This is a genomic window from Acinetobacter sp. USHLN143 (assembly GCF_037145695.1).
GTDB classification, from domain to species: Bacteria; Pseudomonadota; Gammaproteobacteria; order Pseudomonadales; family Moraxellaceae; genus Acinetobacter; species Acinetobacter fasciculus.
This window is the reverse complement of the sequence record NZ_JBBCWZ010000034.1, coordinates 1-14,800: the sequence shown is the minus strand read 5'-3', so window position 1 is coordinate 14,800 and position 14,800 is coordinate 1. Positions and strand designations below refer to the sequence as shown.

General features: G+C 45.5%; 15 protein-coding genes. 7 read left to right on the top strand and 8 right to left on the bottom strand.

The window, feature by feature from the left end; genetic code table 11:
* Positions 1 to 3: 3 nt before the first annotated feature.
* Both ptsP and WFH18_RS10160 read right to left on the bottom strand, forming a co-directional pair.
* Positions 4 to 2,301 (bottom strand): phosphoenolpyruvate--protein phosphotransferase, encoded by a 2,298-nt coding sequence (ptsP, locus tag WFH18_RS10165; RefSeq protein WP_148334736.1) that lies wholly within the window; start codon positions 2,299 to 2,301, stop codon positions 4 to 6.
* Between the two features lie 89 nt (positions 2,302 to 2,390).
* Positions 2,391 to 2,873: an RNA pyrophosphohydrolase gene (locus WFH18_RS10160; protein WP_004278502.1), complete on the bottom strand. Its 483-nt coding sequence runs from the start codon at positions 2,871 to 2,873 to the stop codon at positions 2,391 to 2,393.
* A 182-nt stretch (positions 2,874 to 3,055) separates the two neighbouring features.
* Between WFH18_RS10160 and WFH18_RS10155 the strand changes: the two genes are divergently transcribed.
* Positions 3,056 to 3,706, top strand: a complete 651-nt coding sequence (locus WFH18_RS10155) for an HAD family hydrolase (protein ID WP_005107974.1) — start codon at positions 3,056 to 3,058, stop codon at positions 3,704 to 3,706.
* A 161-nt stretch (positions 3,707 to 3,867) separates the two neighbouring features.
* A complete protein-coding gene (locus tag WFH18_RS10150) occupies positions 3,868 to 4,116 on the top strand; it encodes a DUF2789 family protein (RefSeq protein WP_004278500.1) in 249 nt (82 codons plus the stop codon).
* A gap of 49 nt (positions 4,117 to 4,165) precedes the next feature.
* Here WFH18_RS10150 and ovoA read toward each other — a convergent pair whose 3' ends face one another.
* From ovoA to WFH18_RS10135, 3 genes are all read right to left on the bottom strand, one after another.
* Positions 4,166 to 6,340: a 5-histidylcysteine sulfoxide synthase gene (gene ovoA / locus WFH18_RS10145; protein ID WP_148334737.1), complete on the bottom strand. Its 2,175-nt coding sequence runs from the start codon at positions 6,338 to 6,340 to the stop codon at positions 4,166 to 4,168.
* A 150-nt stretch (positions 6,341 to 6,490) separates the two neighbouring features.
* Positions 6,491 to 7,366: a LysR family transcriptional regulator gene (locus tag WFH18_RS10140; protein WP_004647380.1), complete on the bottom strand. Its 876-nt coding sequence runs from the start codon at positions 7,364 to 7,366 to the stop codon at positions 6,491 to 6,493.
* A gap of 191 nt (positions 7,367 to 7,557) precedes the next feature.
* Positions 7,558 to 7,794, bottom strand: coding sequence for a DUF2061 domain-containing protein (locus tag WFH18_RS10135; RefSeq protein WP_004278497.1), 237 nt, complete (start codon positions 7,792 to 7,794; stop codon positions 7,558 to 7,560).
* Positions 7,795 to 8,055: 261 nt separating this feature from the next.
* Between WFH18_RS10135 and leuC the strand changes: the two genes are divergently transcribed.
* From leuC to leuB, 4 genes are all read left to right on the top strand, one after another.
* Positions 8,056 to 9,489 carry a 3-isopropylmalate dehydratase large subunit gene (leuC, locus tag WFH18_RS10130; RefSeq protein WP_004647381.1) on the top strand — a complete coding sequence of 478 codons (1,434 nt, stop codon included), beginning with the start codon at positions 8,056 to 8,058 and terminating at the stop codon, positions 9,487 to 9,489.
* A 143-nt stretch (positions 9,490 to 9,632) separates the two neighbouring features.
* Positions 9,633 to 10,283 (top strand): 3-isopropylmalate dehydratase small subunit, encoded by a 651-nt coding sequence (gene leuD, locus WFH18_RS10125; protein ID WP_004647382.1) that lies wholly within the window; start codon positions 9,633 to 9,635, stop codon positions 10,281 to 10,283.
* 87 nt (positions 10,284 to 10,370) lie between these two features.
* The gene (locus WFH18_RS10120; RefSeq protein ID WP_004647383.1) at positions 10,371 to 10,934 is read left to right on the top strand and encodes a hypothetical protein; all 564 of its coding nucleotides are present in this window, start codon (positions 10,371 to 10,373) and stop codon (positions 10,932 to 10,934) included.
* Positions 10,935 to 10,976: 42 nt separating this feature from the next.
* Positions 10,977 to 12,056: a 3-isopropylmalate dehydrogenase gene (gene leuB / locus WFH18_RS10115; protein ID WP_004278493.1), complete on the top strand. Its 1,080-nt coding sequence runs from the start codon at positions 10,977 to 10,979 to the stop codon at positions 12,054 to 12,056.
* Between the two features lie 73 nt (positions 12,057 to 12,129).
* Here the strand turns inward: leuB and WFH18_RS10110 are convergent, their stop codons facing one another.
* The 3 genes from WFH18_RS10110 to infA all read right to left on the bottom strand — a co-directional run bounded on the left by WFH18_RS10110 (position 12,130) and on the right by infA (position 13,409).
* Entirely contained in the window at positions 12,130 to 12,528 is a 399-nt protein-coding gene (locus tag WFH18_RS10110) for a hypothetical protein (RefSeq protein ID WP_004278492.1), read from the bottom strand.
* Positions 12,529 to 12,672: 144 nt separating this feature from the next.
* Positions 12,673 to 13,053: a hypothetical protein gene (locus WFH18_RS10105; protein ID WP_336754802.1), complete on the bottom strand. Its 381-nt coding sequence runs from the start codon at positions 13,051 to 13,053 to the stop codon at positions 12,673 to 12,675.
* Positions 13,054 to 13,187: 134 nt separating this feature from the next.
* Positions 13,188 to 13,409 carry a translation initiation factor IF-1 gene (gene infA / locus WFH18_RS10100; RefSeq protein ID WP_001284370.1) on the bottom strand — a complete coding sequence of 74 codons (222 nt, stop codon included), beginning with the start codon at positions 13,407 to 13,409 and terminating at the stop codon, positions 13,188 to 13,190.
* 231 nt (positions 13,410 to 13,640) lie between these two features.
* Between infA and WFH18_RS10095 the strand changes: the two genes are divergently transcribed.
* Positions 13,641 to 14,648 carry an AraC family transcriptional regulator gene (locus WFH18_RS10095; RefSeq protein WP_005107962.1) on the top strand — a complete coding sequence of 336 codons (1,008 nt, stop codon included), beginning with the start codon at positions 13,641 to 13,643 and terminating at the stop codon, positions 14,646 to 14,648.
* The last annotated feature ends 152 nt before the right edge of the window (positions 14,649 to 14,800 follow it).

Here is a 14,800-nt window from a genome sequence, read left to right as displayed (position 1 = left end):
GTATTAGGCACTCACCATACGTGATGCAGATTTCACCATATCCCCTAAACCATGGGTTCTGAAATAATATTCTAACCAGCTTTTTACCATGAGCGGATTGTCCATTTTTAACACATGTTGCAGCAAATCCTGTGCATCACTCATCGGAACATGACAAATGGTTTTACGTACCCGCAAAATATTACTGGAACTCATCGACAGGGTATTAAAGCCCATGGCCATGAGCAAAACTGCAGACAGCGGATCGCCCGCCATTTCACCGCAGATACTGACCGGTTTTTCATTACGATGACAGTCCTGCACCAGACGGGTCAGGGCACGCAGTACTGCAGGGTGTAAATGTGAATAGACATTGGCTACCCGTGGATTATTGCGATCCACAGCCAACAGATATTGGGTCAGATCGTTGGAGCCGACCGAGAAGAAATCCACCAGTTCGGAAAATTCATCAATCTGATGAAGCACACTCGGCACTTCCACCATGATGCCGAGTTTTGGTTTATTTACCTTGACCTGTTCTTCTTCTTGAATCGCCGCATGGTCACGTTCCAGCAGATAGAGCGCTTCCTCGACCTCGCTGACACTGGTCACCATCGGCAGCAGAATATGCAGGTTATTCAGTCCGATACTGGCTTTGAGCATGGCGCGAATCTGTGAAGAAAAAATTTCCGGATGATCCAGGGTAAAACGAATGCCACGCCAGCCGAGTGCCGAATTTTCTTCTTCAATCGAGAAATACGGCAGGTCTTTGTCTGCACCAATGTCCAGCGTTCGCATCACTACCGGTTTGTTGGCAAAATGACTGAGCTGCTGACGATAAATCGCACGCTGTTCTTCCTCGCCCGGGAAGCGGTCACGCAACATAAACGGAATTTCAGAACGGTATAAACCGACACCTTTGGCACCGCGCTGTACGCCACGCACCACATCAATCATCAGGCCGGTGTTGACGTAGAGTTTGACCGCCACGCCATCCGGGGTAATCGCATCTTTGGTTTCGTATTGACGCAGATCTTTGGCAATCTGTTCTTCTTCTTTTTGAATTTCTTTATAGCGACTGCGCAGGCGACGTGGCGGATTAATAAAGACCCGACCCTGATGCGCATCGACAATCATCTCCACATCATCGAGGGTATTGATTGGCAGTTCGGTTACACCGACTACGGTGGGAATGCCAAGGGCACGCGCCACGATCACCATATGCGAGTTCATGGCGCCTTCGGTAGTGACAATCGCGGCAATTTTATCCACGGGCAGTTCAACCAGTGCAGCCGTCGATATTTCCTCACCAATCAGAATACTTTCATCGGTCAATTCACGGTGACTGGCATCGGCTTCCTGTAAACGTGCCAGAATGCGGCGACCCAGATCTTTTAAGTCCGCCACTCGCTCACGTAAATAATCATCTTCCATCTGGGAAAATTGTGCCACATGATTGTCAATGACAATTCGCACGGCGCCTTGTGCCCAGTGACCTTCACGAATAAAGGCCTTGATTTCTGAAGGCAGGGCATTTTCATCCAGCATACGCAAGAACACGCTAAATAGTGCGCGTTCCTCGGCCATCAACGCATCCTGCATTTTGTCATCTAGCGACTGAATTTCTTCGCGGACTGAATTCAGGGCGTTATCTAAGAGCTCCAGTTCTTCGCTGATGTCATCCGCTTCACGATCAGGGACTGCGGCAAGATCTGCTGGCGGATAGAGAATCACTGCACGACCTAAGGCAATGCCACCGGAGCCAGAAACTCCCTGAAAGGTTTTATAGGCGGGCAGGTTGCTCGGCTTACGGAATACATCGATATTGCCAACGGCATGGGCATGGGCGATGACGCCAGAAAGCTGCGCGCAGAGTGTGACCAGAAAGGATTCAGCAGCTTCAGAAAAGTCCTGTGATTCTTTATTCTGAACCACCAGTACACCCATGACCTTACGGCGGTACATCACCGGCACACCGAGGAAGGAGTTATAAATTTCCTCACCGGTTTCAGGTAAAAACAGGAAGCGCTCATGTTTAGGGGCATTGTCCAGATTGACAATTTCTTCACGTTGTCCAACCAGGCCCACCAGACCCTCACCGGTCTGCAAAGACACATGGCCGACAGATTCTGCATTCAGGCCTTTAGACGCCATGAGCAGATAACGCTGATTGCGTTCGTCGAGGAGATAGATCGAGCAGACATCAACCTGCATGGCCTCGGCCACATGTTTGACCATGATGTCGAGCGATTCATGCAAACTGGTGGACGCATTGATCTCCTGAACAATACGTCTCAAGGTGTCCAGTTGCATATTCGACATAAGGTCTGCTCCGTCTATTCAGAATTTCAGTGATTAAGTTTATTTATAACAATAGCCGCGTAAAAAATCTGCATTATTTATGCGATTTTTTAAGGTTTTTGCTGGGGCAGTTGCTGACACAACTCCACCAGGGCTTTGCGGTAAACATCACGTTTGAAATTCACGACTTGACCGAGTGGGTACCAGTAACTGACCCATTGCCATTGATCAAATTCGGGCGGATCAGACAGATTCAACTGAATATGCTGAACGGGGGCCGTGAGTTTGAGTAAAAACCACTTTTGTTTTTGACCGATACAGACCGGATCAGAGTCCGTACGAATGTATCGATGCGGCAAACGATAGCGCAACCAGCCTTTGGTTTGCGCGACTATCTGGACGTGTTCGGGCAATAAGCCAACTTCTTCTCTCAGCTCACGATAGAGTGCCTGCTCAGGGGTTTCTCCATATTGGATCCCGCCTTGTGGAAATTGCCATGCATTATGACCAATGCGTTTTGCCCATAAAACCTGTCCAGCATCGTTTGCCAAAATGATCCCGACATTCGGTCGGAAACCTTCAGAGTCGATCATTTGGCTACCTAAAAATTGTTTAATTTATGCCTTTGCCATCGGGGAGCATTATTTCGTTATCCAACTCGAAAAAAGCAAAGTTTAAAAATGTTAAAATTGCTATGATCTTAACGAATTTCTATCGACTAGCGGAGATAGATTTACAATTTTTTTCTTAAATTTCAGTTTTAACGAGTATTTTCATGAAATTGGCGCTATTTGATCTCGATCACACCTTGTTAAACACGGATTCGGATCATTCCTGGGGGGAGTTTTTGGTCAGTGAGGGCCTGGTCGATCCAGTTCAGCATCGCGCCATGAACGACAAGTTCTATGACGATTATAAAAAAGGCCAGTTAGATCCCTATGCCTATAATGAATTTGTGTTCCAGTTTCTGACCAAACATGACAATGATTATTTGACTGAATTACATCAACTGTTCATGCAAAAAGTCATTCGTCCACAAATGCGTCCTGAAGGTTTTAAAGCCATTGAGCGCCACCGTGAAGCAGGGCATGCCTTAGTGGGGATTACCGCGACTTCAGACTTTATTACCGCACCCATTTTTCGTGAATTCGGAATTACTGAAATTATTGCCACCAATGCTGAAGTCATTGATGGGAAATATACTGGTAAAGTCATCAATACCGCATGCTATCAACAAGGCAAGCTGGTGCGTCTGGAACAATGGCTGGAAGGCCGTGACGTAACCGAGTCTTGGGCCTATTCAGATTCTATTAATGACCGTTTCTTGCTGGAATATGCGGATCATGCCATTGCAGTTAATCCGGATGATCGCTTGGAAACTCTAGCCCAAGAACAGGGCTGGGAAATACAGGACTGGTCGATCTAACGAGTCCAGCTTTATTCATGTGATTTATTTAGCACAACTTCGGTTGTGCTTTTTATTTGCCTCATTTGAATATTAATGTTTTTTCACAGTCCAGCTGAATCAGACATGCTATGCTCGAAAAACAGGACATGATAACAATAGTAGATTCTGAGGTATGAGATATGACTCACGTTCGACCGCGTATGACACATCTGTTCCAACAGCTTGGCTTGGATGCCAGTGCAGAAGGTATTGAAACATTTATTCACGAGCATCAATTACATAAAGATCTGACTTTACTGGATGCGCCGTATTGGTCAGAGGCACAACGTCAATTTTTAAGCGAGAAAATAGCCTCTGATGGCGAATGGGCGATTGTGGTAGATCAACTCAATGAATCCTTACATGAAAATTCAACCAGTGAAGGATGATTAAAAAGCCAATCGTATGATTGGCTTTTTTTAGGCCATCACCTTACCTTTAGCGAACCCGTTTCCAGATCGTGACTTGTGACAGGGTATGTTGATACTTTCTGGCTGTTTCTCGAATCACAAAAGGCACATCTTGGGGTTCGGCCACCAATTCAAAGTGCTGGGTTAAGATATTGCTTATACCAGCCAAAGTCGTGATCTTTTCCCCATCCTGCTGAAAACCGCCCAGCCATTCGCTACGCGCCGTATGTTCTTCTAGCCAGGTATAAGGCGAACTCAGCATTAAAATTCCACCTATATTGATACGTTTATGAATCTGCAATAAAAAGTCTTTCGGATGATGCAACCGGTCAATCAGATTCGCTGCCAGAATAAAATCATAGCCACTAAAATGTGCTTTCAGGTTGCAGGCATCAGCCTGAAAAAATTCCGTTTTAGATGCAAGCTGATCCAAAGCGACATCTTCAAGTGAACAGCTTTTTTCTTCGCTTAATTCACCTTCTAGTGGCAGTTGATAACGTACCCTGTGGCCTTGGGCCAAATAAACTGCCTGTTGGATAAAGCGTGCTGAGAAGTCCAGACCGGTTACCTGATCAAAAGAGCGTGCCAGTTCAAAGCTGGCGCGGCCGGTAGCACAGCCAATATCTAAGGCACGATGGCACGGCGTTTGCTGAAAATAGGGTTGTGCCAGATCGACCAGTGTTTTGGCAAAATTAGCGATACCAAAATATTCGATACCATACTGGAATTCCAGATATTGGGAGACCAGCTGGTCGCTTTCATAATGCGAAGGGAAATGTTGCAATGCTTGATCAGAAGCGACGTAGCGAAAACCAGCGTGCTGAAAGAAATGCCGTCTGAAGGCGTAGCGGGAACTATATAAAGCTTCATTGCCCGCCGAAATCCAGGAGCCACCTTTCATCAGGTTATGGCGACCGTCAAAGGTCGGTGTACTGAAATCATCATAAAATGGATGCACCTGAAAACCCTGAAATGGATAGATCGGGGTTTCAGTCCACTGCCAGACATTGCCTTGAATATCGTAAAAATCACCCTGCTTGAAATGATCCACCGGACAGGAGCTGGTGCCGTATTTCAACTCGATATTGGCCTGTTCAGGACTTTGTAAATCTGGATCCAGGTCTGAAACGGCATACAGGCGATACCATTCATCTTCAGTCGGCAAGCGAATGGTTTTTCCCAGCAGTTGGGATTTCCACTGACAAAAGGCCTTGGCTTCATGATAATTCACTTCTACCGGCCAGTCCCAAGGCATCGGCACTTCTTCTAGCATCAATCGCAGTGACCAGCCTAATTCAGTTTTGCGCCAGAAACAGGGATGAGCAGCTTGTGAAAATTGCAGCCAGCCTAGACCTTCTTCACTCCAGTAGTGTTCGGTCTGATAGCCATCAGCTTCGACAAAGGCCAGAAATTCCTGATTCGATACCAGATATTTGGAGGCTGCAAAAGCTGCAACCTCGGCTTGATGCAGGCCGTATTCGTTGTCCCAGCCATAAAATGGATGGTTAAAATCTTTCTGCAAAAGCACCTTGCCGTCAGGTACCTCCAGCAAGTGGTTATCCGGAGCCATGCCGGTAATAATATTGGCACGCCATTGCGGATGCTGGCGTACATGTTCCAAAGCATGCTGGCGGATCAGCACAGAAGAGGTTTCCAGATGAATCCGTTCATGCTCAATGCCCATGATGATGGTCCACCAGGGGTTTTGCCAGTTTAAGGGCAGAGTCAGCGGAGCATGTTCAAGGATGTTCAGGATCAGGGCACGCACTTGATGCCTATAATCACGGACTTCCTGCACGGTAGGCCAGTCATAGTGCACTTCATCCAGATCGTCCCAACTCATCTCGTCCACACCAATCGCGAAGATACTTTCAAAATGCGGATTCAGGCGTTCGCTAATTAGCTTGCTGAGCAGCAGTTTATTGACAAAAAAAGTGGCGGTATGCGCAAAATAAAAAATTAGCGGATGACGTAAAGTAATGGGCTTGATGAAAAAAGCATCTTCATGCTTGAGACATTCAAACAGTTGCTCATAGGTGTCAAAGGTATTCAGGAAATATTCGCGCAGGCCGTGTCGGGCAGTCTGTTCATCGGCAAAATCAAGTGCCGGCGTGGGCAGCAGCATCGGTTTGGCCGAAAGCCATAGGCTGCTTGTATTGGTTTTATCTTGAGAGTGGGATTTTAGGGGAGAATCGAGCTGCATCCGTCAGGCTCCATCGAATAATTTTAAGCATTCCTTTGCATTGCAAAGAAATGGAATTGTCTTAAAAATACTCGAAAGATATCGCCAGATGGGGTGTATTTAAGTAACAAAATGCTGCACCGTTTTGGATACAGCATGTTCAGAAACAGCTTAAATAGACAGGGAGGCGCCTTGCATGAGCTGAACTAAAGCCTGTGCTGCTTTGGACTGTGTTCGACCAGGATGCCAGACCATGCCCAAGCGACGATTCATTTCCAGATTGATATCCAGCTGGTGCAAGTCATGATTGACCAGAGTCTTTGGCAGCACAGACCAGCCTAAGCCAATCGATACCAGCATCCGGATCGATTCCAGCGGATTGTTACTCATGCTGACTTTCGGTTTAATACCCTGTTTTTCAAACTCAGCCAAGGTGATCTGCGAGGTATAGGTCTGTGATGAGGGCAATAGACTCGGGTAGTCGAGCAAATCTTCCAGACACAGATTTTTTTGCTGCGTCAGCGGATGAAACGGTGCCACCACAAAGACCAGAGGATCATTCCAGATAGTCACGTAATTTAGACGCGCATCACCACGGGGCGGCAAGGTTAAAAATGCTAGCTCCAGATCGCCGGCAATCACCTGTTCATGTGCTTGCTCGGAATCAACAAAATGCACATCCAGGGTCACGTCCGGATATTCCTGGACATAACGGCGCAAATGACTCGGCAGATGATGCAGGCCAATATGATGACTGGTACCAATTTTCAGTTTGCCCTGTACCTGACCCTGTTCATGGCTCAAAGTATAATGAATATCCCCGAGTTCATTCAGCCAGTTTTTCACTTTAGGCAACAGGGAGTGCGCCGCATGGGTGGCCTGTACGCCACGTCCGGCAGATTCAAACAGCTTGACCCCAAAGTATTCTTCGAGACTATGAATACGTTTGGTAACAGCAGGCTGGGTAATGAAGAGCTGATCTGCGGCCAGAGAAATCGAACCGGTTTCCATGACTTTCACGAAGGCTTCAAAGGCTGCGAGATTCATCTTAATCACCTATAAAGAATTTTTATGTGTAAATCTATTATTGTTATATTTTAAGAATAAATCAAAGTAAAATTAGCTCATTGATGTTGCAGTGTTGAATTACTATATATTTTCAAAGCTTTGGCATTTTAAAAACTAAAAAAGACCACCTATGCAGGCAGTCTTTCATCAGGAACCTCGACAGAAGATTCTTAGACGGTAATGTCCTCATTCTGCTGTTGATTATTACCCTCCCAGATTTTTTCATGAAAGAAGAAAGCCACTGCTTGTACCGTTGGCTCTAATAAACTTAAGGCAATGGCCATCGTCAAACTGCCGGTTACCAAGTATCCCACAATCATCGCCACAGTAATGTGCATAATGTAGTAGCTGAAGGTCTTTTTGAACATGCGTTGGTTGTTGTCTACAAAGCGTTGAATATGTGCCATGTCGAAGTTCCTCAAAATCATCATCTCTGCCGATGAAGAAATAATAATAATTCTCATTTAATTTGTAAAAACGAATATTTTTTATAAATTAATCGGAAAACTAGATTTATAAAAATAAAACTAAAGCATGATTTGATTCAGCTTTTAAAAGATTCCAAAAAGTTTTTTAACTGATAAAAATGATAAATTAGATTTATGTGATTGCAGCGATATAATCAAAATCAGAGAAAGAATTTACCCAGTCCAGTGGAGTACATCGACATGGCAGGCGCAACCCAAACAGCAAAAACATTATATGATAAATTGTGGGACGACCATTTAGTAACGCAACGTGATGATGGTTCTGCCTTACTGTACATCGATCGTCACTTATTACATGAAGTGACTTCTCCACAGGCCTTTGAAGGTTTGCAATTGGCCGGGCGCAAGCCATGGCGTTTAAGCGCGAATATTGCCACACCGGATCATAACGTACCGACCTCGAAAAAAGAGCGTGAACAGGGTGTTGCCGGAATTGAAGATGAAACCTCGCGCATCCAGGTACAAACTTTGGATGATAACTGCAAGACCTTTAATATTGTTGAATTTGATATTAATGATATCCGTCAGGGCATCGCGCATGTGGTCGGGCCGGAGCAAGGCTTGACCTTGCCGGGCATGACTGTGGTCTGTGGTGATTCGCATACAGCAACCCATGGTGCTTTTGGCTGCTTGGCGCACGGTATCGGTACATCAGAAGTTGAACATGTATTGGCGACCCAATGTCTGGTTCAAAAGAAGATGAGAAACATGTTAGTGCGCGTTGACGGCAAATTAGGTCAAGGTGTGACACCAAAAGATGTAGTCTTGGCGATTATTGGCAAGATTGGTACCGCAGGTGGTACAGGCCACGCGATTGAATTTGGTGGGCAGGTGTTCCGTGACATGTCAATCGAAGGTCGTATGACCGTGTGTAATATGGCGATTGAAGCCGGTGCACGCGTGGGTATGGTCGCTGTCGATGACAAGACTATTGAATATGTTAAAGGCCGTCCTTATGCGCCGACTGCAGAACAGTGGGATCAAGCGGTTACATATTGGAATACCTTACATTCGGATGAAGATGCACATTTTGATACAGTAGTCGTGTTGCAAGGTGAAGAGATCGAGCCGCAAGTGTCTTGGGGGACCTCTCCTGAGATGGTTATTCCAGTGTCTCAGGCAGTACCGACTTTGGAACAAGCCAAAGACGAGGTACAACGCAATGACTGGAACCGTGCTTATCAATATATGGGCTTAAATGCCGGTCAGGCCTTGGCTGAGATTCAGCTGGATCGCGTATTTATCGGTTCATGTACCAATTCGCGTATTGAAGATATTCGTGCTGCAGCCGAAGTGATCAAAGGTCGTAAAGTTGCCGCCTCAATTAAACAGGCGATGGTAGTTCCAGGTTCTGGTCTGGTCAAAGCTCAGGCAGAAGCGGAAGGCTTGGACAAGGTATTTGTCGAAGCGGGCTTCGAATGGCGTGAACCAGGCTGTTCAATGTGCTTGGCCATGAATGCCGACAAATTACAGCCGGGCGAGCATTGTGCCTCGACCTCGAACCGTAACTTTGAAGGTCGTCAGGGCAATGGCGGTCGTACCCATCTGGTGAGTCCAGCCATGGCAGCTGCTGCTGCGATAGCCGGTCACTTTGTTGATGTTCGTTCATTCTAGTTTAAGCCCTCATCCTGACCTTCTCCATGAGCCAAATGGCGCAAGAGAAGGGGTTCCCTCTCCTGAGTGAGTTTTAAGCACTGCTTTAAAACGAAGCGCAAGTGAGGGCTAGGGAGAGGTTACGGATTCATTGGGAAATAAATATGAAAGCTTATACCGTTGAACAAGGTATCGTTGCACCTTTAGACCGTGCCAATGTCGATACCGATTTAATTATTCCAAAACAGTTTTTGAAATCGATCAAACGTACCGGTTTCGGTGACAATTTATTTGATGAATTGCGTTACTTGGATGAAGGTTATCCAGGTCAGGACAATTCAGTTCGTCCGATCAATCCGGACTTTGTCTTGAACCAGCCACGTTATCAGGGTGCGTCTATTTTAATTTCACGTGCCAACTTTGGATGTGGTTCTAGCCGTGAACATGCGCCGTGGGCTTTGAGTGAATACGGTTTCCGTACTGTTATTGCGCCAAGCTTTGCCGATATTTTCTTTAATAACTGTTTTAAAAACGGTATGTTGCCCGTGATTTTGGCTGAAGATATTGTTGAGCAGTTATTTAAGGAATGTGCGGCAGATGAAGGTTATCAATTAACCATTGACTTGCAGGCACAAGAAGTTCGCACCCCTGCAGGTGAAAGCTTTAAGTTTGAAGTTGATCCATTTCGCAAGCATTGCCTGTTAAATGGTCTGGATGATATTGGCTTAACTTTGCAGGTGGCGGATGATATTCGTGCCTATGAAGAAAAAACCAAACAATCGCGTCCTTGGGTATTTGCCGAAATTCATGGATAAATCAGTAAAAATTGTCATGGCATCACTGCGATGCCCTTGCTAATATCGGAAGATTATTGAGTTTTTTGATTGGGTAAGACAGACATTATGGCGAATTATTGGAAACAGTGGCTTGCTTTAAGTTCAGTATCGGTGCTGTTGACTGCATGTCAAAGCATCGACACGATGAAACTCAAACATGCCAAAGAAAATACTGAGAGCAAAAGCAATGCCCTGATCTACTGTACAGGGACGCCAGATTGTCAGTTCGAACGCTTCAATCAGACCATTATTGTCAACGCCGACAATGGCCGCATCAGTGATGAGGCGCTGAAGCAGAAACTGGTGCGCTTGCAGGCCAAAAATTTAAATCAGGCCAATTCGATTTATTTATCTGTGCCGGCAGGACAGCATGAACTGGTCGTGCGTTTTTATCCGATCAGTAAGGATAAAGCGGAAACTTTACATGTATTCCATCGTTTTCAGGCCAATAACCGCTATAGCTTAAAAATGTTTCGTGACCGTAGTGCGCGTAGCAGCAGTTTATTAAATTCTTCGGCGCCGGATCCGCTTTGCGTAGATCTGGTACAAGAGCAAAAAACCATTCGTCGTTTTTGCAAACCCTATAATGCAGTCACCGGGATTGCAGAGTTTGTAGAAAAGAAAATTTAACCTCTGTCAGGTCTGAATCTGACGTTTTAAACGGAAAATCTCATGTCTAAACAAATTTTGATTTTAGCTGGTGACGGCATCGGCCCTGAAATTGTAAAAGCCGCAGAGCAAGTACTCACACGCGTAAATGAAAAATTTAATCTTGATTTGACATGGGAACAGGGCTTACTCGGTGGTGCAGCCATTGATGCTCATGGTTCACCGTATCCTGAAGTGACTTCTGAACAGGCCAAAAAAGCCGATGCGATTCTACTCGGTGCCGTGGGTGGTCCAAAATGGGATACGATTGAGCGTTCAATCCGTCCAGAACGTGGTTTATTGAAATTGCGTAGCGAACTGAACCTGTTTGCTAACTTGCGCCCAGCGATTCTTTATCCGCAACTGGCTGATGCTTCAAGCTTAAAACCTGAAATCGTGGCGGGTCTGGATATTCTGATTGTGCGTGAATTAACGGGTGGTATTTACTTCGGTCAGCCACGTGGTATCCGTGAACTGGAAAATGGTGAGAAGCAAGGCTACAACACCGACGTTTATTCAGAGTCTGAAATCAAGCGTATCGCCAAAGTCGCTTTTGAAATGGCCAACTTGCGCGGTGGTAAAGTGTGTTCAGTGGATAAAGCTAACGTGCTTGAAGTAACTGAGCTGTGGAAACAGACAGTGACTGCGCTGAAAGATGCCGAATATCCTGAAATTAATTTATCGCACATGTATGTCGACAATGCTGCGATGCAGCTGGTGCGTGCGCCAAAGCAGTTTGACGTGATTGTCACCTCGAATCTGTTCGGTGATATCCTGTCTGATGAAGCTGCGATGTTGACCGGTTCAATCGGCATGTTGCCATCGGCATCTCTGGATGAAAATGGCAAGGGCATGTATGAGCCTTGTCATGGTTCTGCACCAGATATCGCCGGTCAAAACCTGGCAAATCCATTAGCGACGATTCTTTCGGTGGCGATGATGTTGCGTTATACCTTCCGTGAAGAAGCGGCTGCTAAAGCGATTGAAGATGCAGTAGGTCAGGTCTTGGATCAAGGCTTGCGTACGGCAGATATCATGTCTGAAGGCATGCAAAAAGTCGGTACGGTTGAAATGGGTCAAGCAGTCGTTGCTGCATTGAACTAAGCCTGTTTTGATTCAAAAAAACGCAGCCTTGAGCTGCGTTTTTTTATAATAGAAATTTCAAAGCTTAAACCCCTTAACAGGTTCGGCCTGTGGTGCGTACCGCGGTGGCAATATTATCTTTGAGTAAGAAGGTGATTTTACATTGCAATTTGACGTCATAGCCGCCGGCAGGGCTTACTGACACTGGAATCGGTACAGTGCCTGTCCCTGTGGCAGGAAACTGCGCTACAGGCAAAGGAATGGTAATGGGGCGTTGTACCACATAGCTTAATTGTTTTGCGCTGCGTTCAGGCTCACTGATCTGCTGGTAACCTAAACGTTTTAGATCCAGAGTTTGATCGATCAGTTGGCTGCTCTGCCCAATGAACTGTTGTAAATAGGCATCACGCTGCGCAGTTGTTGATGAGGTGGTGCTGCATGCATTAAGCAAACTGAATGCTGTACAGCATACTAAAATCAGTGTGAACTTCATGAGCTGTCCTCACACCAAATAAAATGAGTGTAAGCGCATTCCATGCAAAAATACTGTTGTGATTTGATACACGGTAGAAGTTTAGCGTGGTGAGGTTGATCCCTGATTTAATCCGATACAGGCTTTGAACTCGATGAGTACAGCTCAGCAAGCTCTACCGGTAAAGCGAATCGCCTGAACAATTTCATCTTTCAAGTCAAACCAGATTTGGCATTTCATCTCAATGTTATAACCACCATTTGAGGGCATCGGCATTGGTGCGCCGATCGGAATGCTCTGACTAATATTCGGCGTTCCCATTGGAATATTCATATCCCGAAAAATAGTGTAGCTGAGAAATTCTGTGGTTTGAATCGGTTGCTGGGAGGTCTTGAATCCAATGGCACGAAGATCAAGCTGGCTACGAACCTGTGCGGCAGTTTGACCCACATAAGGTTGTAGAGACTGATGCAGATACTGATTGCCGCCCGTGGCGCAGGCAACGAGAAACAAGCTGGAAAGTAGGGATAAGCATTTCATATTCATTGTTTTTATACATGTTATTTTTAATTCAATGAATAGTCGTGAATTTATAAGGCTGTGTCAAATTATTTTATTGATTGATAAATAATTCAAGTAATAAAAAAGCCACTAAAAGTGGCTTTTGCTTGCGCTAAAACTTAGCGTGCACGATATGTGATACGACCTTTAGTCAAATCATAAGGTGTCATTTCAACCTTCACACTGTCGCCAGTTAAAATACGGATATAGTGTTTACGCATTTTACCAGAGATGTGGGCAATCACTTCGTGACCGTTCTCTAAACGTACACGGAACATAGTATTAGGAAGCGTCTCGGTGACAACGCCTTCGAACTCGATGAGTTCCTCTTTATTGGCCATAGCCTACCTGAATGAATAAATTGGAAAGGCGCAAATTATAGTCAATTTTTTTGCAAAATACAAGACGAAACGGGCGTTAGACTGATCATCTGCCAGTAAAATAGGCGAACTGTCACGATAATTTTTTTAACTAAAAAGACACCTGTTTCTGTTGTCAGTTTGGTCAATCACAGTTAATCTAAAATTAATCTTTTTAAGTATAAATGAAGTACATACAAGGAAGGCTTTTGAGTGAGTCAGCTAACGGATGCATCAGTCGTATTGCGTTTAGGCTATCAGGCGATTCGTCGTGCGGGGTTGCCAACAGAAGAACTTTTGACCAAAGCAGGAGTGGCTTTAAATCAGGTGGAAGCCAATGACCGTACCCCGCTGAGTGCCCAATATGCCTTTTGGGTGGCGGCAGAGGAAGTCAGCAAGGACCCAGACATTGGATTGCATCTGGGTGAGCACCTGCCACTTTATCGTGGTCAGGTCATTGAACACCTGTTTGTTTCATCTGAAAATTTTGGTGAGGGACTGAAACGTGCTTTGGCTTATCAGCGACTGATCAGCGATGCCTTTGCTGCCAAATTAGTGATTGAAGATGATCGCTGCTATTTAACCAATGGTGAACAGCCTTTTGCTGAGAGTCTGGTCAATCGTCATTTTACTGAATGTGCTATGTCAGGTGTACTGCGTTTCTTTAAATTTATTACCGAAGGGCGTTTTGAGCCGATTTATATCGATTTTAATTTTTATAAAGGGGCACCTGATGATGAATACTTCCGGGTTTATGAGTGTCCGGTCAGTCTAGGTCAGAAAGAAACTCGTTTGTATTTCGATCCGACTATCCTGGAATATCCGCTGTGGCAGGCTGAACCTGAGCTGTTGCAGCTGCATGAGCAACTGGCCATTGAAAAGCTACAGGAACTGGCAAGATATGATCTGGTCGGTGAAGTACGTCGTGCAATCGGCTCTACTTTGGAGAGTGGCGAAACCACGCTAGAAACTGTGGCAGCCCAGCTGAACATCACGCCACGCCGTTTGAGAACACAACTGAGTGAGGCACATACCAGCTTTCAGCAGATTCTCTCGGATTATCGCTGTCGTCTGGCCAAGCGTTTGCTGGCGAGTACCAATGAGAGCGTCGAGCGGATTGTCTATCTGACCGGTTTTTCCGAGCCAAGTACCTTCTATCGTGCCTTTAAACGCTGGACCAATGAAACGCCAGTGGAATATCGGAAGCGGAAGCAGCGTTAAAAATCCCTCCTAACCTCTCTTTAAAAAAGGGAGGAATTCCCCCATTGCTGTCCCACAATTTTTCACAAGAGGAAGCTCATTTGAGCTTCCTCTTGTTTTATGGGTATTTTATCGGGTGAAAATAAAGCTTTTAAAGTTCTTCTTTCAAACAA

What these genes read in the sequence shown, in the direction of transcription:
- ptsP (WP_148334736.1), bottom strand. Translation starts at nt 2,301, where the DNA reads ATGTCGAATATGCAACTGGACACCTTGAGACGTATTGTTCAGGAGATC.
- WFH18_RS10160 (WP_004278502.1), bottom strand. Translation starts at nt 2,873, where the DNA reads ATGATCGACTCTGAAGGTTTCCGACCGAATGTCGGGATCATTTTGGCA.
- WFH18_RS10155 (WP_005107974.1), top strand. Translation starts at nt 3,056, where the DNA reads ATGAAATTGGCGCTATTTGATCTCGATCACACCTTGTTAAACACGGAT.
- WFH18_RS10150 (WP_004278500.1), top strand. Translation starts at nt 3,868, where the DNA reads ATGACTCACGTTCGACCGCGTATGACACATCTGTTCCAACAGCTTGGC.
- ovoA (WP_148334737.1), bottom strand. Translation starts at nt 6,340, where the DNA reads ATGCAGCTCGATTCTCCCCTAAAATCCCACTCTCAAGATAAAACCAAT.
- WFH18_RS10140 (WP_004647380.1), bottom strand. Translation starts at nt 7,366, where the DNA reads ATGAATCTCGCAGCCTTTGAAGCCTTCGTGAAAGTCATGGAAACCGGT.
- WFH18_RS10135 (WP_004278497.1), bottom strand. Translation starts at nt 7,794, where the DNA reads ATGGCACATATTCAACGCTTTGTAGACAACAACCAACGCATGTTCAAA.
- leuC (WP_004647381.1), top strand. Translation starts at nt 8,056, where the DNA reads ATGGCAGGCGCAACCCAAACAGCAAAAACATTATATGATAAATTGTGG.
- leuD (WP_004647382.1), top strand. Translation starts at nt 9,633, where the DNA reads ATGAAAGCTTATACCGTTGAACAAGGTATCGTTGCACCTTTAGACCGT.
- WFH18_RS10120 (WP_004647383.1), top strand. Translation starts at nt 10,371, where the DNA reads ATGGCGAATTATTGGAAACAGTGGCTTGCTTTAAGTTCAGTATCGGTG.
- leuB (WP_004278493.1), top strand. Translation starts at nt 10,977, where the DNA reads ATGTCTAAACAAATTTTGATTTTAGCTGGTGACGGCATCGGCCCTGAA.
- WFH18_RS10110 (WP_004278492.1), bottom strand. Translation starts at nt 12,528, where the DNA reads ATGAAGTTCACACTGATTTTAGTATGCTGTACAGCATTCAGTTTGCTT.
- WFH18_RS10105 (WP_336754802.1), bottom strand. Translation starts at nt 13,053, where the DNA reads ATGAATATGAAATGCTTATCCCTACTTTCCAGCTTGTTTCTCGTTGCC.
- infA (WP_001284370.1), bottom strand. Translation starts at nt 13,409, where the DNA reads ATGGCCAATAAAGAGGAACTCATCGAGTTCGAAGGCGTTGTCACCGAG.